This is a genomic window from Pseudomonas sp. NY15364, assembly GCF_048068235.1.
Classification (GTDB): domain Bacteria; phylum Pseudomonadota; class Gammaproteobacteria; order Pseudomonadales; family Pseudomonadaceae; genus Aquipseudomonas; species Aquipseudomonas mendocina_D.
The window spans coordinates 56,882-78,861 of record NZ_JBLUPX010000004.1 but is presented as its reverse complement, the minus strand read 5'-3'; the positions used below and the strand labels follow the sequence as shown (position 1 = coordinate 78,861).

The window sequence follows — 21,980 nt, the reverse complement described above, 5'->3', positions numbered from 1 at the left end:
CCTTAGGAGATGGTCTTGCCGAGCCTGCCCGCCCCATCCACTGAATCCTCGGTCCTGCTGGTGCAGTTGTCCGACAGCCATCTGTTCGCCGAAGCGGACGGCAAGCTGCTGGGCATGGATACGTGCGACAGCCTGCAACGGGTGATCGAACGGGTGCAGCAGGAACAGCCGCAGATAGACCTGATCCTGGCCACGGGCGATCTTTCTCAAGACGGCAGCGTTGCGTCGTATCAACGCTTTCGCCAACTCACCTCGGCCATTGCCGCCCCGGCTCGCTGGCTGGCCGGCAATCACGATGAAACCCCACCGATGCAGGCCGCCTGCAAAGACAGTGAGTTGCTGGAGCCGGTAATCGACCTTGGCGCCTGGCGCATCGTCATGCTCGATTCGTCGATTCCCGGCGCCGTGCCCGGTTTTCTTGCCGACAGCCAACTCGAACTGCTCGAACGCGCCCTCAGCGAAGCACCGCAGCGCCATCACCTGATCTGCCTGCATCACCACCCGGTATCCATCGGCTGCAAGTGGATGGAGCCCATAGGCTTGCGTAACGCCGATGCGTTGTTCGCCATCCTTGACCGTTACCCGCAGGCGCGAGCCGTGCTCTGGGGGCATATCCACCAGGAGTTCGACCAGATACGCGATAACCTGCGCCTGCTCGCCTCGCCCTCGACCTGCGTACAGTTCGCACCGGGCAGCGAGGAGTTTCAGGTGGGCAATGATGCCCCCGGCTATCGCTGGCTGCGTCTGCATGCCGACGGCAAGCTGGACACCGGCGTATCGCGCGTCACCGGCATTGATTTCGAAGTGGACTACAGCGTCAAGGGTTACTGACATACCCCCAATCAGCTTGAAGCTTGCAGCTTGAGGCCTCGGACGAGTAGCCTCCCGCTCCATGACCGCATCCATCCTCTATATACACGGCCTGAACAGCTCGCCAGCCTCGCACAAAGCCAGCCAGCTGAGCCGCGCCATGGTCCATCTGGGCCTGGAAAACCAACTGCGCGTACCGGCCCTGCACCATCATCCACGCCAGGCCATCGCCCAGTTGCAGGCGCTGATCAGCGAACTTGGCACACCCGTGCTGGTGGGCAGCTCTCTGGGCGGCTACTACGCCACTTACCTGGCCGAGCAGCATGGGCTGAAAGCGCTGCTGATCAATCCGGCCGTGCAGCCGCACCTGCGTTTCGACGGCTATCTGGGCCCACAGAAGAATTACTACAGCGACGAGACCTGGGACCTCACCGAGGATCACGTCCACGCCCTGGCCGAACTCGAAGTCCCGGCACCGAGTGACCCGAGCCGTTATCAGGTGTGGCTGCAGACCGGCGACGAGACCCTCGACTACCGCGACGCCGAGCGTTACTACCGCGCCTGCGCCCTGCGCATCCAGGCCGGTGGCGACCACGGTTTCCAGGGTTTTGCCGAACGCCTGCCGACCCTCTTCGCTTTTGCCGGTATTAACGCCACACTCTGGCGTGATACCGACTTTTCCGTATTCAATTGACGAACAAGAGACCCTATGGCCCAGCAGAACGCCTATAACGCAGACGCCATCGAAGTCCTTTCCGGCCTCGACCCGGTGCGCAAGCGCCCGGGCATGTACACCGACACCACGCGCCCCAACCACCTGGCACAGGAAGTGATCGACAACAGCGTCGACGAAGCCCTGGCCGGGCACGCCAAGTCGATCCAGGTGATTCTCCACGAGGACAACTCGCTGGAAGTGCTCGACGACGGCCGTGGCATGCCGGTGGACATCCACCCCGAAGAGGGCGTGCCCGGGGTCGAGCTGATCCTCACCAAGCTGCACGCCGGCGGCAAGTTCAGCAACAAGAACTACCAGTTCTCTGGCGGCCTGCACGGCGTCGGTATCAGCGTGGTCAACGCCCTGTCGACGCGCGTGGTGGTCACCGTCAAGCGTGATGGCAACGAGTACCGGATGAGCTTCGCCGATGGCTTCAAGGCCAGCGACCTGGAAGTCATCGGTACGGTCGGCAAACGCAATACCGGCACCAGCGTGCATTTCTGGCCGGACGCCAAGTATTTCGACTCCTTCAAATTCTCGGTCAGCCGCCTCAAGCATGTGCTCAAGGCCAAGGCCGTGCTGTGCCCGGGCCTGTCGGTGACCTTCGAGGACAAGTCAGCCGGCGAGAAAGTCGAGTGGCATTACGAAGATGGCTTGCGCTCCTACCTGGTCGACGCCGTCAGCGAATTCGAACGCCTGCCCGTCGAGCCCTTCTGCGGCGCCCTGGCTGGCAACAAGGAGGCGGTGGACTGGGCCCTGCTGTGGCTGCCGGAGGGCGGCGACGCGGTGCAGGAAAGCTACGTCAACCTGATTCCCACTGCGCAGGGCGGCACCCACGTCAACGGCCTACGTCAGGGCCTGCTGGATGCCATGCGCGAGTTCTGCGAGTTCCGCAACCTGCTGCCGCGCGGCGTCAAGCTGGCACCGGAAGACGTCTGGGAGCGCATCGCCTTCGTCCTCTCAATGAAGATGCAGGACGCGCAGTTCTCTGGCCAGACCAAGGAACGCCTGTCCTCCCGCGAGGCCGCCGCGTTCGTCTCCGGCGTGGTCAAGGACGCCTTCAGTCTGTGGCTCAACGCCAACCCGGAAACCGGCCTGGCATTGGCCGAACTGGCCATCAGCAACGCCGGCCGCCGCCTCAAGGCGGGCAAGAAGGTCGAACGCAAGAAGATCACCCAGGGCCCGGCACTGCCCGGCAAGCTGGCCGACTGCGCGGGGCAGAACCCGCTGCGCTGCGAGCTGTTCCTGGTCGAGGGTGACTCCGCCGGCGGTAGCGCCAAGCAGGCGCGCGACAAGGAATTCCAGGCCATCATGCCGCTGCGCGGCAAGATCCTGAACACCTGGGAAGTGGACGGCAGCGAAGTGTTGGCCAGCCAGGAAGTGCACGATATCGCCGTCGCCATCGGCATCGATCCGGGTTCGAGCGACCTTAGCCAGTTGCGCTACGGCAAGATCTGCATCCTCGCCGACGCCGACTCCGATGGCCTGCACATCGCCACCCTGCTCTGCGCCCTGTTCGTCCGTCACTTCCGCCCGCTGGTGGATGCCGGCCATGTCTACGTGGCCATGCCGCCGCTGTACCGCATCGACCTGGGCAAGGAGATCTTCTACGCCCTGGACGACGCCGAGCGTGACGGCATCCTCGACCGCCTGGTGGCCGAGAAGCGCCGCGGCAAACCACAGGTCACACGCTTCAAGGGCCTCGGCGAGATGAACCCGCCGCAGCTGCGCGAAACCACCATGGACCCGAACACCCGGCGCCTGGTGCAGCTCACGCTGGATGATTTCGAAGGCACCCGCGAAGTGATGGACATGCTGCTGGCGAAGAAGCGCGCCAGTGATCGCAAGAGCTGGCTGGAAACCAAGGGCAACCTGGCCGAGGTACTGGCCTGATGCGCAACCACCTCCTTGCACTTGGTCTGTTGGCCGGCGTCGCCAATGCCGAGCCAGTGGTGCTGGAAGAGCTGAAGCTGCAGGCGGAATACCCGGTGACGGAAATGCCCAGTGGCAACCTGTCGGGCCTGGCGATGTGCGGCGAGATCTTGTGGGCAGTATCCGACCGCGATGACGACCGCCTCTATCAATTGCACCGCGAAGACGGCCTGCTGCGCGCGGAGGCGGAAACCTTCGTCGCCCCCGAACCGCCCGAGAGTGCCCTGCCCTGGGGCCTGCGCATGCGCAACTGGGCAGCCGGCCTGGTCAGGGGGGGCAAGCTGGATTTCGAAGGCCTGTCATGCGACGCGCAGGGCAATCGCTACCTGGTCAGCGAGACCCGCGCCGCCGTTTTACAGGTGAGCAGCAACGGCAACGCACAGTGGCTCAACTTGCCCAGCGGCCTGGTACGCCAGGCGCGCGCCAGCGGCATGCTGCTGCATTTCAACCAGGGTTTCGAAGGCATCGCCATCGACCCGGCAGGCGAGCGCTTGTGGCTGGCAGCGGAACAGCGTCGTCGCGGCCTGACCGTATTGCATCGGCGCGGCAGCAGTTGGCGCTGCACGGGCGGTTGCGTGCTGACCAGCGAAAGCGGTGATGAACCCTCCCCGCAGGCACTCGGCGGCCATTCGGCCCCTCGCGACTTCTCCGGACTGGCCTATTTCGGTGAAAAAATCTTCACTCTGGAACGCCAGGCTCATCGTATCTGCCGCCGCACCCTGAGCGACGGTATTGCGGATATCTGCTGGTCATTCGCCGCCGAGGCACTGACCGAGCCACGCCGCTACACGCCCAACTATGGCATGGCCGAAGCGCTGTGGATCGACAAGGACGGCGCCTGGATCGGCGTCGACAACGGCAGCCAGACCCGCGCCGATGGTGAAGAACGCCCCGTCGTCTGGCGTTTCGCTGCGCCCAAGGGCGGCTGGAGCCGGCGCCCGTGAGCGAGCAGACGCCCGGCCGCCGTGCCGGACGCGTGATGTGGGTGCTCGCCTGGGGTGCCGGCCTGCTGCTGGCCACGCATTTCTTCGGCAACTGGGAAGATCGCCAGCGCAACCCGAACCAGACGCCGCAGTCGCTACATGGCGATGGTTTCGTCGAAGTCAGCCTGGCCAGCAGCCGTCAGGGGCATTACGTGCTCAACGGCCAGATCGATGGGCAGGACGTGACCTTCCTGCTCGATACCGGCGCCACGCAGGTCGCGATCCCCAGCACGGTGGCCGAGCGGCTCGGCCTGCAACGCGGTGCGCCGGTCATCATCAGCACCGCCAACGGTCGTGCCACGGGACATCGCACCCGCCTGGACAGCCTGCGCCTGGGCGATATCGAACTACGTGACGTCGCCGCACTGATCGCCCCCGGCATGGACGGTGATGAAGTGCTGCTGGGCATGAGCGCCCTGAAACAACTCGAATTCAGTCAGAAGGGCGGCACCCTGGTGCTGCGCCAATCAACCTTGCAATGAGGCCCGCATGAGCGAATCCCTCGATTTGAGCCTGGAAGGCGTTGAACGCCGGTCACTCGCCGACTTCACCGAGCAGGCTTATCTCAACTACTCCATGTACGTGATCATGGACCGCGCCCTGCCGCACATCGGCGACGGCCTGAAACCCGTGCAGCGCCGCATCGTCTACGCCATGAGCGAGCTGGGTCTGGACGCCGATTCCAAGCACAAGAAGTCGGCGCGTACCGTCGGTGACGTGCTCGGCAAGTTCCACCCGCACGGCGACAGCGCCTGCTATGAAGCGATGGTGCTGATGGCTCAGCCGTTCAGCTACCGCTACACCCTGGTCGACGGCCAGGGCAACTGGGGTGCGCCGGACGATCCCAAGTCCTTCGCCGCCATGCGCTACACCGAGGCGCGCCTGTCGCGTTACTCGGAAGTGCTGCTCTCCGAGCTCGGCCAGGGCACGGTCGACTGGGTGCCGAACTTCGACGGCACCATGAACGAGCCGGCGACCCTGCCGGCACGCTTGCCCAACCTGCTGCTCAACGGCACCACCGGCATCGCCGTGGGCATGGCCACCGACGTGCCGCCGCACAACCTGCGCGAGGTGGCCGCGGCCTGCGTGCGTCTACTGGATGAGCCGAGCGCAACGGTCGAGCAGCTCTGCGAGCATATCCAGGGCCCTGACTTCCCCACCGAAGCCGAAGTCATCACACCCAAGGCCGACCTACTGAAGATTTACGAAACCGGCCGCGGCTCGGTGCGCATGCGCGCCGTGTACAGTGTCGAGGACGGTGACATCGTTGTCACTGCCCTGCCGCATCAGGTGTCCGGGTCCAAGGTGCTGGAACAGATCGCGGCACAGATGCAGGCCAAGAAGCTGCCAATGGTCGCTGACCTACGTGATGAGTCGGACCATGAGAACCCGTGCCGCATCGTCATCATCCCGCGCTCCAACCGCGTCGATGCCGACGAACTGATGCCCCACCTGTTCGCCACCACCGACCTGGAATCCAGCTACCGGGTCAACACCAACGTCATTGGCCTCGATGGCAAGCCACAGGTCAAGGACCTGCGCACCCTGCTCAGCGAGTGGCTGGTGTACCGCGTCGGCACCGTGCGCCGTCGCCTGCAGTTCCGCCTGGACAAGGTGGAAAAGCGCCTGCACCTGTTGGAAGGTTTGTTGATTGCCTTCCTCAACCTCGACGAGGTGATCCGCATCATCCGCACCGAGGATTCGCCCAAGCCGGTGCTGATGGAAACCTTCGGTCTCACCGATGTGCAGGCCGACTACATCCTCGACACTCGCCTGCGCCAACTGGCCCGCCTGGAAGAAATGAAGATCCGTGGCGAGCAGGACGAGCTGGCCAAGGAGCGCGAGAGGCTACTGGCTCTGCTCGGCAGCGAAGCCAAGCTGAAGAAGCTGGTACGCAAGGAGATCATCGAAGACGCCGAGAAGTACGGCGATGACCGTCGCTCGCCGATCGTTGCCCGCGCCGAAGCCAAGGCCCTGTCGGAAACCGAGCTGATGCCGACCGAACCGGTCACCGTGGTGCTTTCGGAAAAAGGCTGGGTGCGCTGCGCCAAGGGTCATGACATCGACGCAACCGGCCTGTCCTACAAGGCCGGCGATGGCTTCAAAGCCGCCGCACCGGGCCGCTCGAACCAGTACGCGGTGTTTATAGACTCGACAGGCAGGAGTTACTCGCTCGCCGCGCACAGCCTGCCGTCGGCGCGCGGCCAGGGTGAACCGCTGACCGGTCGTCTGACACCACCACCGGGGGCAACCTTCGAATGCGTGATGCTGCCGGAGGACAGCGCGCTGTACGTAATCGCTTCCGACGCCGGCTACGGCTTCGTGGTCAAGGGCGAGGATCTGCAGGCCAAGAACAAGGCAGGCAAGGCGCTGCTGACCCTGCCCAACGGCGCCAAAGTTGTCGCCCCCAAGCCCGTCAGCAATCTGGAAGACAGCTGGCTGGCCGCGGTGACCACCGAAGGCCGCCTGCTGCTGTTCAAGGTCACCGATCTGCCGCAACTGGGCAAAGGCAAGGGCAACAAGATCATCGGCATTCCGGGTGAGCGAGTGGCGTCACGCGAGGAGTATTTGACCGATCTGGCCGTGCTGCCCAGCGGCGCCAGTTTGGTATTGCAGGCCGGGAAGCGTACCCTGACACTCAAAGCCGACGACCTCGAGCACTACAAGGGCGAGCGCGGCCGACGTGGCAACAAACTGCCGCGCGGCTTCCAGCGCGTCGACCAGCTTCTGGTGGAATAGCGTCGGCAACACGCCCCGTTCTTCCGGAAAATCCGCGCTACCAGCCGGCAGTCAAGGCTGGAGTCGTAGCGCGGTTTGACGGATGATACGCGCCCCGGGTCATGCGCGAATGACCCCTTGAATGATATGGGTTCGATGTGCAGCTGCCCCAAAAGCGGCTGCCTGGGATTGATGATGACTGTAGTACGCCCTGTGGCCCTGCTTCTGACCACACTGCTCGTATTGAGCGGTTGCAGCCTGCTGCAGCAGAAGCCGGTACCTCTTTACCAACTCGATAGCGGTAGTGCCGTAACGCCGACCAAGGACAACGGTGTAACCGTACTGGTCGGTCCGATCAGCGTGGCAGATTACCTGCGCCAGCAGAATCTGCTGCAACGCCAGGCAGACGGCAGCCTGGTCGCGGCTCAGGATGCGCGCTGGGCCAGCGGCCTGGCCAACGACATCGACCAGCAGATGCTGCGCCAGTTGGCCTGGCGTCTGGACAGCCAGCGCCTGGTGCTGGCCCCGTCGGCCCCGGGCTTCAGCGCCGACGCGCAGGTCATGCTGACCATTACGCGCCTGGACTCCGGGCCAACCCAGCCAGCTGTACTGGAAGCGCAATGGCGCCTGCTCGACCGTCGCGGACAACTGCGCGACAGCCGCCTGATCCGCCTGGAAGAAGCGCACAGTGGCGCCCTGGCCGAACAGGTCAAGGCGCAGAGCATTCTGCTGCACCGCCTGGCGGCGGAGCTGGCGGTGGCCATTGCACCTGTCGCGGCGGCTGAGCCGACTCCGGAAGCACCACGCAAGAGGACACCTGTGGCCAAGGCTAAGCCAAGCGAGCCCGACACACCCGGGCCGAAAATTCCAGTGGCAGAACCGATCAAGATCGACACCGAAGTCTTCCGTTTCTAGGGATATCCTCCATCCATTCAACGTCACTCCCGCCAAAGCGGGAGCCTGAATGGGGGCGTCGGCTGTGGATGCCCATCTGGCATACAGCCGTTTTTAGTGTGCGCCCGAAGGATTCTCTGCTGCCAACTGACAGACATTGCGTACACCAGAGCCAACGGGCAATGCCATACGCAATGCGTTAGTTGCTGCGGATCTTCTCGACGATGGCGGTGGTGGAGCTGTTCTCCACCAGCCCGAGTACGCGCACTTCGCCGCCATAGGCCTGAACGATATCGGCGCCGACGACCTGGTCGACACCGTAATCGCCTCCCTTGACCAGCACATCCGGCTGCACCTGCTTGAGCAGGCGCTCGGGGGTGTCCTCGCCGAAGCTCACCACCCAGTCCACCGCCCCCAGGCCAGCGAGCACCGCCATACGGCGGTCGACCGCGTTGATGGGGCGGCCGGGGCCTTTCAGACGGCTGACCGAAGCGTCGTCGTTGATCGCCACGATCAGACGGTCGCCCTGGGCACGCGCCTGTTCCAGATAGGTCACGTGACCGGCGTGGAGGATGTCGAAGCAGCCGTTGGTGAAGACGATCTTCTCGCCATGGGCGCGTGCATCCTCGATGGCGATCAACAGCTGGTCCAGGCTCAACACGCCGCGCTCGGAGCCTTCCTCGCGCTGTACCGCGCGGCGCAATTCCGGTGCACTGATGGCAGCCGTGCCCAGCTTGCCGACGACGATGCCGGCAGCCAGGTTGGCCAATGCCACGGCATTTGGCAGCTCTTCGCCAGCCGCGATGGAAGCGGCCAGGGTGGAGATCACCGTATCTCCGGCACCGGTGACGTCGAACACTTCGCGGGCCCGGGCCGGCAGGTGCAGCGGCGCATGTTCGGGGCGCAGCAGGGTCATGCCGTGCTCGCCACGGGTGACCAGCAGCGCACCCAGCTCCAGTTCACGCATCAGCCTGGCGCCCTTGCTGACCAGCTCGGCCTCATCGGCACAGCCGCCGACGATCAGCTCGAACTCGTGCAAGTTAGGCGTGATCAGGCTGGCACCATGGTAGATGGAAAAGTCCTTGCCCTTGGGATCGGCCAGCACCGCAATGCCCTTGTTGCGCGCCGCCTGGATCAGTACCTGATGGTTCTGCAGCGCCCCCTTACCATAGTCCGATAGCACCAGCACCTTGACCCCATCGAGCAGTGCATCGACCTCACGCGCCAGCGCGGCGGCGTCGGTTCTGAACGGTTCCTCGAAGTCCATGCGCAGCAACTGCTGGTGGCGGCTCATCACCCGCAGCTTGACGATGGTGGGCTGGTCATCGATACGCTGGAAATGGGTTTCCACCCCCACGCCCTGCAGGCTGTCGCTGAGACTGTCGGCGGCTTCGTCCTCACCCGTGACGCCAACCAGCAGCGCCCGCGCACCGAGTGCCGCGATATTCAGTGCCACGTTGGCAGCACCACCTGGGCGGTCCTCGATCTGGTCGACACGCACCACGGGCACCGGGGCTTCGGGAGAAATCCGCGAGGTGCCGCCATGCCAGTAGCGATCGAGCATCACATCGCCCACCACCAGAACGGTGGCTTGGTCATAGCGGGGCATGGATAGTTTCATGGCAGCTCCAGAAGGGGAGAAAAACGGGAAAAATCATAGCATGGCGAATACGGCGGGCAGCTCAGAGCAGGCGAACCCAGAACAGCTCATGTCGGCGCACGGCCTTACGGAAGAACTCGTCCTCGCCCGTGGCGGGCCAGCGGCGCCCGGCCAACGCCCACTGAATCAGGCGGCGCAGGCGTCTTTTCAGCGGCAGCGGGCCTTGCAGGTCATGCTGCAGGCTAAGCGCAATAGCCTTGTCCAACTGCCGTTCAGCATCCAGCGTCGGGCTCCACAGGCGGTCGGCCGGCAGCGCGTTTATCGCCGGCGGCAAGGCGATGCCATTACCCGCCGGGCCCATGGGCCAACGGTCGTTGTCATGCAGGTGATTGGCGTAGAGCAACAGGGTTTTCGGCTTCCAGCCGCTGCGCTCGCAGGCTTCGAGCACGGCACGGGTGCTGGCGACATGATCGTGATGCGGGTCCAACTCCGGGTGCGGCGTCAGCAACACTTCGGGGCGGTAATGCTCGATCACAGCTACTAGGTCGGCGATCAGGTTATTCCAGGTCGGCTGACCATCGGTGTCGGCCGGTAGCGGCAGCGGATTGTGACGGCGCACAGGGCGCACATCGCTTTCCCCCGACTCGCGCGAGCCAAAGGGTACTTGCGGTTGCTCGGCCATGACGGGCAGTTGCAGGCAATAGTAACCAAGCTGCACGCAACACTGCTGCGGTACGCCCCCCCAGAGCGGCGCGGCCAGGCTGTCCCAGGCACGCAGCCGACCTTTCAGGCGAGCAGCGGCTGCCTTGTTCAGGCCTAGGCGTTGATAGCGCTCAGCCTCGATCTCACCTTGTGTCAGGGTGACGATGGCGGTATCGCCCGAGCGGCTGTACTGACCAAAAGCCGCAAGCTCGGCATCGTCGGCATGTGGCGCGATGATCAGCATGCGCTGCGCGGCGAAGTCAGGGTTGCGCATGGCATGCAAACGCACCTCGCCGTCGATGCGGCAGAAGCGCGGCACTATTCTCAAACCATCCGCCCGCAGCCCGGAGAGATTGAGATAGCGCCGTCCAGACACGCCGCGCTCGAAATCCTGGCGATCATTGCCGAGCAATACTTGGGGATCGAGCCAGCGCCCCAGCCAGGTGGCCTTCAGCCGCAGTTCGAGGAGCTGGGTGTCATAGCCTTCCAAATCGGAGTCGACACGCAGCATGCCCTGCTCAATCCGCACAGGTACGCTCAGGCAATCGTCAGGGAAGTCGTAGCGGTAATCGTCGCGCGGCGAATAGAACAGGTGATCGGCGAACCAGGCCTCGTGCGCCACCCAGCCCAGACCCACTAGCAGAAGCGGCAGCCACCAGGCGACGAACACGCCGACCAACAGCAGGGCCAACAGGGCGACCAGCAAGGCGATACGTTTGTTACGCCGATGGCGTTTGAGCAGCTGTTGCTTGCGTCCGTTCATCGCTTCACACCTGATAGACCGGCACCCGATTACACCAGCGATCCTTATATTCGCGGTCGGCGCGACCGAACGAATAACGCAGCGGTTTGCCCAGCGCCCGCGCCCGCTCCCATTCGCTCTGCGTGTTGACGAAGCTGAGAACGCTGCCGGGGCTGAACTCGCGCTGTTGCGGGTCGACGCCGCCGTTGATGTATTCCAGACTGACCCATTGCGGCGCCTCGACTCGGTAGAGCACCTGGATCGCCACCGGCTCATCGTTCAGATAGATCAAGGAACCGGTCATGAACTCGCGCAACAGAGCGAATACCTCCGCCAGATGATCCTTCCCGGTGGCCTCGAAGCCCCAGCGGAGCTGAAACAGATTGGCATAGATGCGCGCCTGCTCCTGCGCCGTCAGCTCCAGCATCGGCCGGATCACCCCGCCCGCCTCCTCCAGCAAACGCTGTTCACGGCGCTGGTTGTAGCGGAACTTCTTGCTGTACTGCTCCGGCTCGCGGGCCAATGCTAGCCCCTCGGGCTGCTCGCTGATGCCGATTACCTGGGCTGCATTGAGTTCGGACAGATAGCTCACCCGGTGGCGCAGCGAGGTGTGCACATCGGCGGCCAGGGGCAGGATGATCTCGGCATTGCCCAGATCGAACAGGCCGCGCCGGCCCTGTTGTTTGAGCACATCCTTGGACAAGGCCAAGTAGCGCCCCCAGGTCGGTATCGCAGCCTGTAACTGGCCATTCACGAACCAGCCCAGATAGCGCACGGGGATACCTGCCAGATCGGCCAGCCGCGCCACCACCTCGGGATGAGTGGCAACGCTGCCCCCGAAACGCGACCAGGCATCGGCATAGTCGCTTGCGGAAATCGGCGTCCAGCCACGCTCACGCCAGAATTGCAGACGGTTCAGCATCAGACGTTCTGCTCAGCCACGACCGACTCGTCACCTTCCTCGAACTGCTTGGCGTGCAGGCGAGCGTAATAACCGTTCTGTGCCAGCAACTCGGCGTGATTGCCGCGCTCGACAATCTGCCCCTGATCCATCACCAGAATCAGATCGGCCTTCTCGATGGTGGTCAGGCGGTGCGCGATAACCAGGGTGGTACGGCCCTGCATCACCTGATCCAGCGCGGCCTGTATATGCCGCTCGGACTCTGTGTCCAGCGCCGAGGTGGCCTCGTCGAGAATCAACAGCGGCGCATCCTTGAGCAGCGCACGGGCAATGGCCAGGCGCTGACGCTGCCCGCCGGATAGCAGCACGCCGTTCTCGCCGACCAGGGTGTCATAGCCTTGCGGCATCTTCTCGATGAACTCGGCAGCATAGGCATCGGCGGCCGCCTGCTGCACGGCTTCAAGTGGTGCACCGGCCAAGTCGCCATAAGCGATATTGTTGCGCACCGTATCGTTGAACAGGGTGACGTGCTGGGTGACCAGAGCGATATGGCGGCGCAGGTTGCGAAGGGTGTAATCCTCCACATCCACCCCATCGAGCAGGATCTGCCCCTGCTCATGGTGATAGAAACGCGGAATCAGGTTGGCCAGGGTCGACTTGCCGCTGCCGGAACGGCCGACCAGCGCCACCATCTGGCCAGGCTCGGCGACGAAGGAAATGTTCTCCAGCACGGGCTTCTCCGAGCCTGGATAGCTGAAGCTCAGACCACGGACCTCGAGCCGGCCGCTGATGCGCTCACGCTCCTGAGTGCCACGATCAATTTCCGGTGCCTCATCCAGCTGTTCGAAGATGCTCTCGGCACCGGCCACCCCTTTCTGGATCGTTGAACTCACTTCCGAAAGCTGGCGAATCGGTTTGGGCAGCAGGCCGGCCAGGGTGATATAGGCGACCAGGTCGCCTGCGGATGAGTCGCCGCGCAACCAGAGCACCAGAAACATCAGTACCGCCATGGCGCTGTAGATCACCAGTTGCAGCGACGGGGTGTACACGGCACCGGTGCGCACCATCTTCAACTGCTTGTTCTTGTTCTCCTCGCTGGCCTCGAGAAAGCGCTGCTTCTCGTAGTCCTCGCCACCGAAGCTGCGCACCACACGGTAACCCTGGATGCTTTCGGAGGTGACATGGGTGACGTCGCCCATGCTGGTCTGGATCTTCTTGCTCTGCTTGCGGAATTTCTTGCTGGTGCTGGTCACCATCAGGCCGATCACAGGCAGGATCGCCACCATTACCAGCGTCAGTTTCCAGTTCATCCACAGCAAGGTGGCGAACAGGAATATGACCGTCATCCCCTCGCGCACCACGACCTTGATCGCGTCGGTGGCGGCACCGGTGACCATGGTCACGTTGTAGGTGATGCGCGAAATAAGATGACCGGAATTGTGGTTGTCGAAGTAACGGTTGGGCAGCGTCAACAGGTTGTTGAACAGCGCAATGCGCAGGTCCTGCACCAGCCCCATGGAGACCTTAGCCAGATAGTAGTTGCCCAGGAAGGAACCGATGCCCTGCCACAAAGCGATCAGCACGATGAGCAACGGCACGGCCTGCAGGAGCTTCAGGTGCGCCAGCCAGGGGGCATGCTCCAGCAACCAGGGCACACCGGCAAACAAGCTGGCCTCGGGATTGGACAGCCCGTCAACGAAATACTTGAGAATGTAACCCAGCATCGGCTGGGTGGAGGCGAAGATCAGGAAGCCGACGATACTGAGCAGGAAGAAACCAATGTAGGGTTTAACGTACGTCAGCAGCCTGAGATAAATGGCAACACTGGTAGCTGCGCTCTGCTGGGGATTCTCTGTCATATCCACTTTCAACCGTAAAGGGGCGACAATCTTAACACTCCCGATATCATGGCCGCTCCCTTGCAAGATCGGGCATCATATGCGGCCCGCGACAAACAAGGCTCCCAATGTGCTGACCTTCATTCATCTTCCCACCATAAGGCTCAACGAGATCACCGAGGCCGCCAACATCCTGGAACAGGACAGCTTTGGCCCGAAGGTGTATGAGCTAAGTAACGGGAACATGCTCAAGCTGTTCCGCCGCAAGCGGCTTTTTTCGTCTGCCCTGCTACGCCCACAATCCTTGCGCTTCTGCGCGAACGCTGCGAGCCTTCATCAACGCGGCATTCCGACGCTTACACCATTGAAGCTCTACCAGTTGGACGACCCAGCCTGGACTGCAGTGCTTTACCAGCCACTGCAGGGCAAAACCCTCTCGCAAATCGTGAAGAATAATTCGGCAGCATGGCCAGATTTGCTCCCGGAACTGGCGCAGTTCATCAACCATTTGCACGAGACTGGCATCTACTTTCGCTCCCTGCACTTGGGCAATATCGTTCTCACCCCAGATAACACGCTTGGCCTGATCGACATTGCAGACTTGCATGTACGCCGTGGCCCTCTGAGCCCAGGCAGGATTCGCCGCAACCAGGAGCACTTCGACAAGTACCTGCGTAAAGAGAATCTTCCCATCGATAGCACCGATCTCTGGACCCAGTGCAAGCTTCTTCGCAAGGCTTTCTGAACTCGCTACATTAAGTCGCATCACGGCGTTGGTTGGAAATTAATGCCATAGGCATAAGCACCAACAACCATAGCTCATCCGGATTGCCTACCAGCTTACTGCCGTCAAAATTAAGAACGATCAGCGCTACCAGAAGGTACAACCCCCACGGATCACTGCGCAGCCAGGCACGCCTGAGCAGCAGCACCACCAACACCAGAAAAATCAGCAGGGATATCAATCCACTGTAGAGTCCCAAAGCCAAAAAGATGTTGTGCGGATGCTGAATGGGCTGTGAATCAAGAATCGTCGCCTCGCTGACATGCTGCATACCGCAACCAAGCCATAGGCCGCACGCCAACCATTCGCCCGCCAAGATCCGCCATAGCTCGAAGCGCCCCGAATCGGCGCGGGCAAACAGGCTAGTCAATTCCGGTATTTCGCGCGTAGCTAACAGAGCCAACCCACTGAGCAGCAGGATAGCGAGCCCCAACCATAACAGTTGACGCGCACGACGCAGCGTCAGCCATGTGGCGACTAGCATACCGAGCGACAGCAGACCGACCAGTCCGGATCGACTCTGCAGCACATAGGCCATACAGAACACTGCTAGCGCCAAAGCAGTTGAAAGCTCCAGCCAACGCCGCTGCGTCACCCAGGCAGGCAGCGCCAGAGCAAAGCAGCAGGCCAGCCACATGCTGGTATAGATTGGCCCGGTCATCCTCCCCGGCAGCCACAGTACCCGCTCACCCAGCGCATAGCGGCCAATGACCCAGTAAATGATCGCCGAGCCTATTACGTACAGACCCAGCATCCAAAACAGACCGCGCGCGAACGAAGGGGCCCTCAGCAGCTGCGGATCAGCCAGTTGGCTGACCAGCAGTACAAATAAGGCTACATAGAGCACATGCTTGAAGTACTGCCAGTCCGCCGACAGAACACCAATCAGTAAGTACCAGAAACATAATGCTCCCCACAGCCACAGCGCGGGTGACGGATGGATATCCCGCCCCTGGCGCAGCAGCAGCACACCCAAGGCAGGCAGCGCAAGCAGCACGTAATAGACGTTGTTGACCATTTTGCTGGTCGGCAGCAGCAGAAAACTGACGATAAAGATCAGCAAGGCCGGCGTAAAATAACCGAACCGTTCATACCATCCTTTCAGGCGCTGTACGGCTCTCACAGAAGCAATCCGAGCAGAAGCCCTATCACGAAGACCATGATCAGGCGCAAGCGCTCATGCTTCTTGCGCCGCGCCTTCTTGGCGCGCTCCTCGGGCACACTGACATGTTCACCGAAGCCGGTATGCAGCACCGCATCATTTTCAAGAATCAGCGCATGGCGCTGCTCGTCAGCGTAAAGCCGCGAAAGCTCCTTCTCACCGGAATGCTGGGCGTATGGGGCATGCAACTGATAATCGGCCAGACGGCGCAATCCCGGATTGAAGGAAAAGCCCTGCCAGTCTTCCTTGTGCGAGCCGACCCGATAACAGGGGATATCCTTAATGACCCGGCGCTCGCCTAGATAGACATACGGGCTGTGAATCGCCAGGTCGTGAGCGAAGCTACGCAGCCAGACCTGCAGAGCCTGCGGATCGGCCTCCAGCAGCGCTCGCGACTCATCGATGAAGTCCGGCCGGTAGAAAGCCCAGTCGTCCTCGCAGTGGAATATCCAAGGCGTCTTCACATGGGAGTAGGCCAGATCGATGGAGCGCAGCTGCCCTAGCCGTGGCTCGTTGACGAAGAAAGTGGTGTGTTCGCGCCAGTGCTCGGGAATGCAACCCTCAACGGTCTTATCACCCGAATCTTCGGTGATGAATACTTCGCGGATCGGCGTGGTATTGAAGATGTCAAAACTGGCCAACGTTTTAGCCAGCAGGTCAAAACGCCCACAACTGGTCACCACCAGAGTGACGTCACTGTCCTTGGAAAAGATCAAGATTCAAACCTCTCGAAAACCCTGGGCTGTGATGTTCCAGGCATCCTGTGCAGCCAGCGCGGCATCGCCCGAAAGCTCATGTTCGTCATGGGCGGGCCATGCATCGCACTTCCAGCCCATGAAGTGGAAATAGGGGAATTGCCGCGTGCCGTCGCGGTCGTTGCGCAACTGCCCGCGCTGCCAGATCCAACGCTGCGGAAAATCGAAACTGCCGTCGAGCCAAGCCACCCGACCATTCGGCGTGCTGAAGGCCTCGACGAACTCACTGCTGCGCCGCCAGGGGTTGCAGGCATCAGCCAGTCGGCGCAGCGGCGCTGGCCAACTCTTGTGGCGGATGAACAGCCGGCTAAACGCCCCTTCATCGAAGGCGTTATGTGCGCTGGACGCCAGCTTTGCCTGCCAACCGGGCACCTTCATGAATGCCTCACGCATCCGCGCGTTGTTGCGCAACAGACACAAATGGCCGGAGACACGTCGCTCATGGGTGGAGAGCAGGTCGAAACGTTGCAGCCGTTCGGTGCTGAAATAGCCACGCAGATCGCCGTACACCAGATCGATGTCACTGAACCCCCAGAAATCGAAGCCCTCCAACTCCTCGGCATGCACATGCCCTAACGCCGGCTTCAGGTCGCAAAGCTTGTAGGGGCTGTGCGGACGGAAGTCGATACCCAACCGCGCAGACACCTGGGCGCAATAGTCGGCGAAGCTCATAGCGCGAAAGCGCACATTATCTGGCGCATCGGGCGGCGTGCCGCAATCGGTGAAGAACAGCCACTGCACGTCTGGATTGAAACGACAGCTCTGCAGGAAGAACGGCATCCAGAAGGGCCAGCGGCCGAAATAGGGAATGAGAAACAGCAGGCGCGGCGTGCTCACACTCAGACTCCCAGACGGTTGCGCAGCCGGCAAAACCAGCCGGGCGCTGCGGCGGGCCGCAAGGGAGCCTGCATGGCCTGCACGATCTCGGCGCCTATGCGCGAAAAGCTGTAGCGTGACTCGGCCAGCGCCCGACCGCTGGCTGCGATCCGCGCTGCCCAAGCCGGATCGTCGCGCAGTTGCGCCAGCTTGCCGCGTAGCTCGTCGACCGTCCGGTACAGCACCAGGTTCTCCATATCGATGAAACCCAGCGCGCGGTTCTCCTTCTCGCCCTGGTCGTAGGCCAGCAGCACACAGCCGCAGGCCATGGCTTCGAAATTCTTGATCATGTACTCACCCATACCAACATCGGCGCTGACGAAGAAGCGGATGCGATTGAGGGCATTGAGGTAGTCTTCACCAGACTTGGTGCGGGTCGCCACCAGGTTTTCCACCTGCGCCAACTCGTCCAGCAACGCCTTGCGCCCGCTGTAGGCAACGCTCTTGGTGCTGCCGACGAAGCCTAGTTCGATATCCCGCTCGCGCCCAAGGTCACAAAGCAGAGCCTGGTCGTATCCCTTGGGAACGAACACGGCATCGACGCCCTCTTGGCGCAGCCGCTCGCTGACCACATGCCCAGAACTGATCACCCGAGCCCAGGGCAACTTTTGGTAGTGTGCACTGAACTTGCCGGTGTACTTGCAGGTGATGTAGTTCTGGTAGGCATCATGCTCAAGGATCACCAGGTTCGGTACGCTGCGGATAAAGTCCACCTGGCGGACTTCCTGCTTGAAACGCAGGAAGAACAGAATGCGATCGTAGCGCGCCACATCTACATGGCTGCGAAAATAACGACGCAGGTTGGCCTGATCTTCACGTCCCAGCCAGCGCGTGTCGCACTCGCAGTTGCTCTCAATACCTTCGTAGAGACGATCCAGGATGGCACGCTGCTCGGCTTGGACCAGAAACAGGACTTTCATCTTATTTTTACTCACTCGCCCGGCATGCACCGACCGGAAGTTCGCGACAGCCATGGCGACTGATCTCGACTTGTTTGTAGATAGCCGTTTTATGTTGCGGCGATTCGACGAGCATGCTCAGGAAATGCTCAGGTTCATCAAGCGGCAGTCGCTGTAGCACATCAATTGGCAACTCCCACCAGGCGCAGTCAAGCAACCTGACAATTAACTCTGGCGCATGCCGGAAGCGTACGACACGCGCAGGCGTACCAGCCACAATTGCGTAAGGAGGGACGTCCTCCGTTACCAGAGAACGTGCGGCGATTACAGAGCCAGTTGAGACCTTCACCCCCTCCATAATCAGAGCCTCACGTCCTATCCAGACATCATGACCAATTTCGACTGGCTGGCCGGAAGCGCTGTACTGCAAAGTCGTCCCCGTATATTGAAATGGATGCGAGCTGACCCAACTGAGTGGATGTCCGGCCCTCTCCTGGCCAATCACTACCGCATTGCCTATTGAACAAAAACGTCCGATCAGCGAGACATTCAGCAGTTCAGACTTGCTGCGTACGTAAGTCATGGCGCCAATACTCAGCGCAGTGAAGGCAGTCTGCACCTCGCCAATCGAGGCACCTTCCTCTAAACGCAATACTGCTTCTTTAGGTAATTCATGGATCGCAGCCCCCAGTTTGAAACCGCGCTGACGCAGCCAACGTTTGCAGCGAGCAGCCTTGAACGCCTTGATCACAGTGAATCTTCCTGAAAGTTCATTGGCTCGATAAACGGCATTACCAACCCAGCTTCAGACAGACGAGGATCGGCAACTTCCAGAATGTCTCTTGTGCCGCTACGTCGGTAAAGCGGCGCATATGCGTTAGCACTGGTTCCTGAGAGGTGATAGTGACGCTAAGCAGCAGTCTCTGTGCGAGGACATCGCTATCTCCCAGAGGAAAGAACATGCCCAATTCGCCAACTACTTCTGGTCCTCCACCGCAGTCGCTGCAGATCACCGGCACCCCGGCTGCCATCGCCTCCAACAACACCATGCCAAAGGGCTCGTGGTCGGAAGTTAAAGCAAATACATCGAATGCCTTGAAGTAACGCCGGCCATTTGGCACCTGTCCAATGAGGCGTACCGAATCGCTTATATCCAGCTCCAGCGCCAGTGCCTTGAGATCGGATTCCAGACGGCCACTGCCCATGATCACCAGCAAGCTGCCTGCTGGCAGTTGCGGCAAGGCTTGGGCGAAACCGCGGATCAGGGTGGCCTGGTCCTTATCCGGATGCAGACGACCGACGTTGCCGACTATCCAGGCATCCTGGGGCAAACCCAGATGGTCGCGCGCGACTTCGCGGGATACCTGCTCGGCCTGCACGGCCTCGACGTCGATGCGGTTATAGAGGGTTTCGATGCGTTCGGCCGGCCAATCGGGCAGGCAGGCGCGCATGTCGTCGCGCACGGCGTCGGACACCCCGAGTAGTATCAGGCGCTTGCGGAAGAAATTGGCGAACAGCTGACGCGAACGACGCTTGTAGTCGCCAAAGGCATGATGCACGCCGATCACCGGCAGGTTGCTGCCCAGCAGAGCAACGTAGATCGGCTTGAAACGGTGCGCGATGCACAGGGCGAAGTCGCGCGAGGCGGCAATCCGGCGGAAATCGCGGATGGCACCCAGTTTCAGGCCGCGCACCTGGGCGCTGGAATAGTCGAGGAAGATTACCTCGTCGGAAGCAGAGCCGCGCTCGACCTCCTCCGACGGCTTGCCGGTCAGGTAGACCGTACAGACCTTGTAGGGCGTGCCCTTGAACAGCACGGCGTACTGCCGTGCGCAATCCAGAAAGGGGCCGTCATAGCCGTGGCAGAACTGCAGTACCCAGCGCTGCGTTTGGCCGTCTGCCTGCTCAGACGCCTTCATACCAGTCCTTGCCGTCCTTGACCACAAGAATGTCTTCCATGATCAGGTACTGCAGATCCGAGCCGTAGAACATGTTCAGCGCGTCGGTGGGCGAGCAGATCATCGGCTCGCCACGACGGTTGAGCGAGGTGTTCAGCGAAACACCATTGCCGGTGAGCTTCTCCAACTCCAGCATCAGGTCATACCAGCGCGGGTTGTACTGGCGCTCCAGTACCTGAGCGCGCGAGGTGCCGTCTTCATGCACCACTTCGCTGACGCGCTCTTTCCACTCCTCGTTCACCTCGAAGGTGAAGGTCATGAACGGGCTCGGGTGATCCACCTTGAGCATCTTCGCCGCCACAGTGTCGAGCATAGAAGGGCAGAAGGGTCTCCAGCGCTCGCGGAACTTGATCTGCTCGTTGATGCGGTCGGCCACGCCCGGAATGCTTGGGCAACCGATGATCGAGCGGCCACCCAAGGCGCGCGGACCGAACTCCATGCGCCCCTGGAACCAGGCCACCGGGTTGCCGTCGACCATGATCTTGGCGATGCGCTCAGCCGTGTTGTCGATGCGTTTGAACACCGGCTTGTTCGGGTGTTTTGCACAGGCTGCGATGACCTCTTCGTTGGAGAACGAAGGGCCGAGGTAAACGTGCTCCATCTTCTCCACCGGCACGCCACGCTTATGCGAGACGTAGGCGGCGGCGCCAACAGCGGTGCCGGCATCGCCGGAAGCCGGCTGCACGAACAGCTCCTTGACGTCGTCGCGGGCAATGATCTTCTGGTTGAGCTTGACGTTCAGCGCGCAGCCGCCAGCGAAGGCGATCTTGCCGGTTTCCTTGAGGATGTCGCCCAGGTAGTACTCCATCATCTGCAGTGCCAGCTTCTCGAACAGCGCCTGCATACTGGCCGCGTAATGGATGTAAGGGTCGTCAGCAATGTCGCCTTCACGCTTCGGCCCGAGCCATTCGATCAGCTTGGGCGAGAAGTAGTAGCCCTTGCCGTTTTCCTTGTAGCGACGGAAACCGATGACGTTGGCGTACTCGGTGTTGATGATCAGCTCGCCATTCTCGAACTTGGCCAGACGCGAGAAATCGTACTTGGCGGCGTCGCCGTAGGGCGCCATGCCCATGACCTTGAACTCGCCATCGAGCATCTCGAAGCCCAGGTATTCGGTGATCGCACCGTACAGACCGCCGAGCGAATCCGGATCGTAGAACTCCTTGATCTTGTGGATCTTGCCGTTCTCACCATAGCCGAAGAAGGTAGTGGCGTACTCGCCCTTGCCGTCGATGCCGAGGATCGCGGTCTTCTCCTGGAAGCCAGAGCAGTGGTAGGCGCTGGAGGCGTGCGCCAGGTGGTGCTCGACCGGCTCGATCTTGACCTTCTTCAGGTCGAAGCCCAGCTGTACCAGGCACCACTCGATGCGCTTCTTGTAGCGCTTGTAGCGGCGGTTACCGAACAGGATCGCATCGAGGGCACGATCCGGCGCGTAGGCGTAACGTTTGGCGTACTGCCAGCGGGCCTTCTCGAAGATGCTGATGGGAGCGAAGGGAATGGCTACCACGTCAACATCCGAGGGCTTAATCCCGGCTTGCTCCAGGCAGAACTTGGCCGATTCGTAAGGCATGCGGTTCTTCGCGTGCTTGTCGCGCACGAAGCGCTCCTCTTCCACCGCCGCGATCAGCTTGCCGTCGATGTACAGCGCGGCGGACGGATCGTGACTGAGGGCGCCGGACAGGCCGAGAATGGTCAGTGCCACAGGTAAAGC

At 61.6% G+C, this 21,980-nt stretch carries 19 protein-coding genes; 8 read left to right on the top strand and 11 right to left on the bottom strand.

Annotated features, from left to right (window positions below; translation table 11 throughout):
- Positions 1-9: 9 nt before the first annotated feature.
- The 7 genes from cpdA (at position 10) to ACNFCJ_RS05080 (ending at position 8,073) form a co-directional block, all read left to right on the top strand.
- Positions 10-831 (top strand): 3',5'-cyclic-AMP phosphodiesterase, encoded by an 822-nt coding sequence (cpdA, locus tag ACNFCJ_RS05110; protein ID WP_416770164.1) that lies wholly within the window; start codon positions 10-12, stop codon positions 829-831.
- 61 nt (positions 832-892) lie between these two features.
- On the top strand, positions 893-1,504 hold the full coding sequence (locus ACNFCJ_RS05105; protein WP_179575417.1) for a YqiA/YcfP family alpha/beta fold hydrolase: 612 nt from the start codon (positions 893-895) through the stop codon (positions 1,502-1,504).
- Between the two features lie 15 nt (positions 1,505-1,519).
- Complete coding sequence (gene parE / locus ACNFCJ_RS05100) at positions 1,520-3,418, top strand: DNA topoisomerase IV subunit B (protein WP_416770163.1); 1,899 nt, start codon at positions 1,520-1,522, stop codon at positions 3,416-3,418.
- The gene (locus ACNFCJ_RS05095) at positions 3,418-4,401 is read left to right on the top strand and encodes an esterase-like activity of phytase family protein (protein WP_416770162.1); all 984 of its coding nucleotides are present in this window, start codon (positions 3,418-3,420) and stop codon (positions 4,399-4,401) included. The genes parE and ACNFCJ_RS05095 overlap by 1 nt, the downstream gene beginning before the upstream one ends.
- A gap of 35 nt (positions 4,402-4,436) precedes the next feature.
- On the top strand, positions 4,437-4,922 hold the full coding sequence (locus ACNFCJ_RS05090; protein ID WP_416770344.1) for a retropepsin-like aspartic protease family protein: 486 nt from the start codon (positions 4,437-4,439) through the stop codon (positions 4,920-4,922).
- 7 nt (positions 4,923-4,929) lie between these two features.
- A complete protein-coding gene (gene parC / locus ACNFCJ_RS05085; protein WP_416770161.1) occupies positions 4,930-7,179 on the top strand; it encodes a DNA topoisomerase IV subunit A in 2,250 nt (749 codons plus the stop codon).
- Between the two features lie 171 nt (positions 7,180-7,350).
- Positions 7,351-8,073 (top strand): PqiC family protein, encoded by a 723-nt coding sequence (locus ACNFCJ_RS05080; protein WP_416770343.1) that lies wholly within the window; start codon positions 7,351-7,353, stop codon positions 8,071-8,073.
- Between the two features lie 178 nt (positions 8,074-8,251).
- On the opposite strand, the gene hldE is transcribed toward ACNFCJ_RS05080, so the two are convergent.
- The 4 genes from hldE to msbA all read right to left on the bottom strand — a co-directional run bounded on the left by hldE (position 8,252) and on the right by msbA (position 13,856).
- Positions 8,252-9,673: a bifunctional D-glycero-beta-D-manno-heptose-7-phosphate kinase/D-glycero-beta-D-manno-heptose 1-phosphate adenylyltransferase HldE gene (gene hldE, locus ACNFCJ_RS05075; RefSeq protein WP_416770160.1), complete on the bottom strand. Its 1,422-nt coding sequence runs from the start codon at positions 9,671-9,673 to the stop codon at positions 8,252-8,254.
- A 61-nt stretch (positions 9,674-9,734) separates the two neighbouring features.
- Positions 9,735-11,117, bottom strand: a complete 1,383-nt coding sequence (locus ACNFCJ_RS05070; protein ID WP_416770158.1) for a PIG-L deacetylase family protein — start codon at positions 11,115-11,117, stop codon at positions 9,735-9,737.
- Positions 11,118-11,121: 4 nt separating this feature from the next.
- Positions 11,122-12,018, bottom strand: coding sequence for a GNAT family N-acetyltransferase (locus tag ACNFCJ_RS05065; RefSeq protein ID WP_416770157.1), 897 nt, complete (start codon positions 12,016-12,018; stop codon positions 11,122-11,124).
- Positions 12,018-13,856 (bottom strand): lipid A export permease/ATP-binding protein MsbA, encoded by a 1,839-nt coding sequence (gene msbA, locus ACNFCJ_RS05060; RefSeq protein WP_416770156.1) that lies wholly within the window; start codon positions 13,854-13,856, stop codon positions 12,018-12,020. Before msbA ends, ACNFCJ_RS05065 begins: the two co-directional genes overlap by 1 nt.
- A gap of 109 nt (positions 13,857-13,965) precedes the next feature.
- Here msbA and ACNFCJ_RS05055 point away from each other — a divergent pair, with 109 nt between their 5' ends.
- Positions 13,966-14,580 (top strand): toluene tolerance protein, encoded by a 615-nt coding sequence (locus tag ACNFCJ_RS05055; protein ID WP_416770154.1) that lies wholly within the window; start codon positions 13,966-13,968, stop codon positions 14,578-14,580.
- A 10-nt stretch (positions 14,581-14,590) separates the two neighbouring features.
- On the opposite strand, the gene ACNFCJ_RS05050 is transcribed toward ACNFCJ_RS05055, so the two are convergent.
- The 7 genes from ACNFCJ_RS05050 to ACNFCJ_RS05020 are packed head-to-tail and all read right to left on the bottom strand — an operon-like array spanning position 14,591 to position 21,971.
- Positions 14,591-15,742, bottom strand: coding sequence for an O-antigen ligase family protein (locus tag ACNFCJ_RS05050; RefSeq protein ID WP_416770153.1), 1,152 nt, complete (start codon positions 15,740-15,742; stop codon positions 14,591-14,593).
- The gene (locus ACNFCJ_RS05045; RefSeq protein ID WP_416770341.1) at positions 15,739-16,500 is read right to left on the bottom strand and encodes a glycosyltransferase family 2 protein; all 762 of its coding nucleotides are present in this window, start codon (positions 16,498-16,500) and stop codon (positions 15,739-15,741) included. The genes ACNFCJ_RS05050 and ACNFCJ_RS05045 overlap by 4 nt, the downstream gene beginning before the upstream one ends.
- Complete coding sequence (locus ACNFCJ_RS05040; RefSeq protein WP_416770152.1) at positions 16,501-17,373, bottom strand: DUF6625 family protein; 873 nt, start codon at positions 17,371-17,373, stop codon at positions 16,501-16,503.
- A 2-nt stretch (positions 17,374-17,375) separates the two neighbouring features.
- Entirely contained in the window at positions 17,376-18,332 is a 957-nt protein-coding gene (locus ACNFCJ_RS05035) for a glycosyltransferase family protein (RefSeq protein ID WP_416770150.1), read from the bottom strand.
- 7 nt (positions 18,333-18,339) lie between these two features.
- The gene (locus ACNFCJ_RS05030; protein ID WP_416770149.1) at positions 18,340-19,062 is read right to left on the bottom strand and encodes a CatB-related O-acetyltransferase; all 723 of its coding nucleotides are present in this window, start codon (positions 19,060-19,062) and stop codon (positions 18,340-18,342) included.
- 40 nt (positions 19,063-19,102) lie between these two features.
- The gene (locus ACNFCJ_RS05025) at positions 19,103-20,230 is read right to left on the bottom strand and encodes a glycosyltransferase (RefSeq protein WP_416770148.1); all 1,128 of its coding nucleotides are present in this window, start codon (positions 20,228-20,230) and stop codon (positions 19,103-19,105) included.
- Complete coding sequence (locus ACNFCJ_RS05020) at positions 20,217-21,971, bottom strand: carbamoyltransferase (protein WP_416770147.1); 1,755 nt, start codon at positions 21,969-21,971, stop codon at positions 20,217-20,219. Before ACNFCJ_RS05020 ends, ACNFCJ_RS05025 begins: the two co-directional genes overlap by 14 nt.
- Positions 21,972-21,980: the final 9 nt, after the last annotated feature.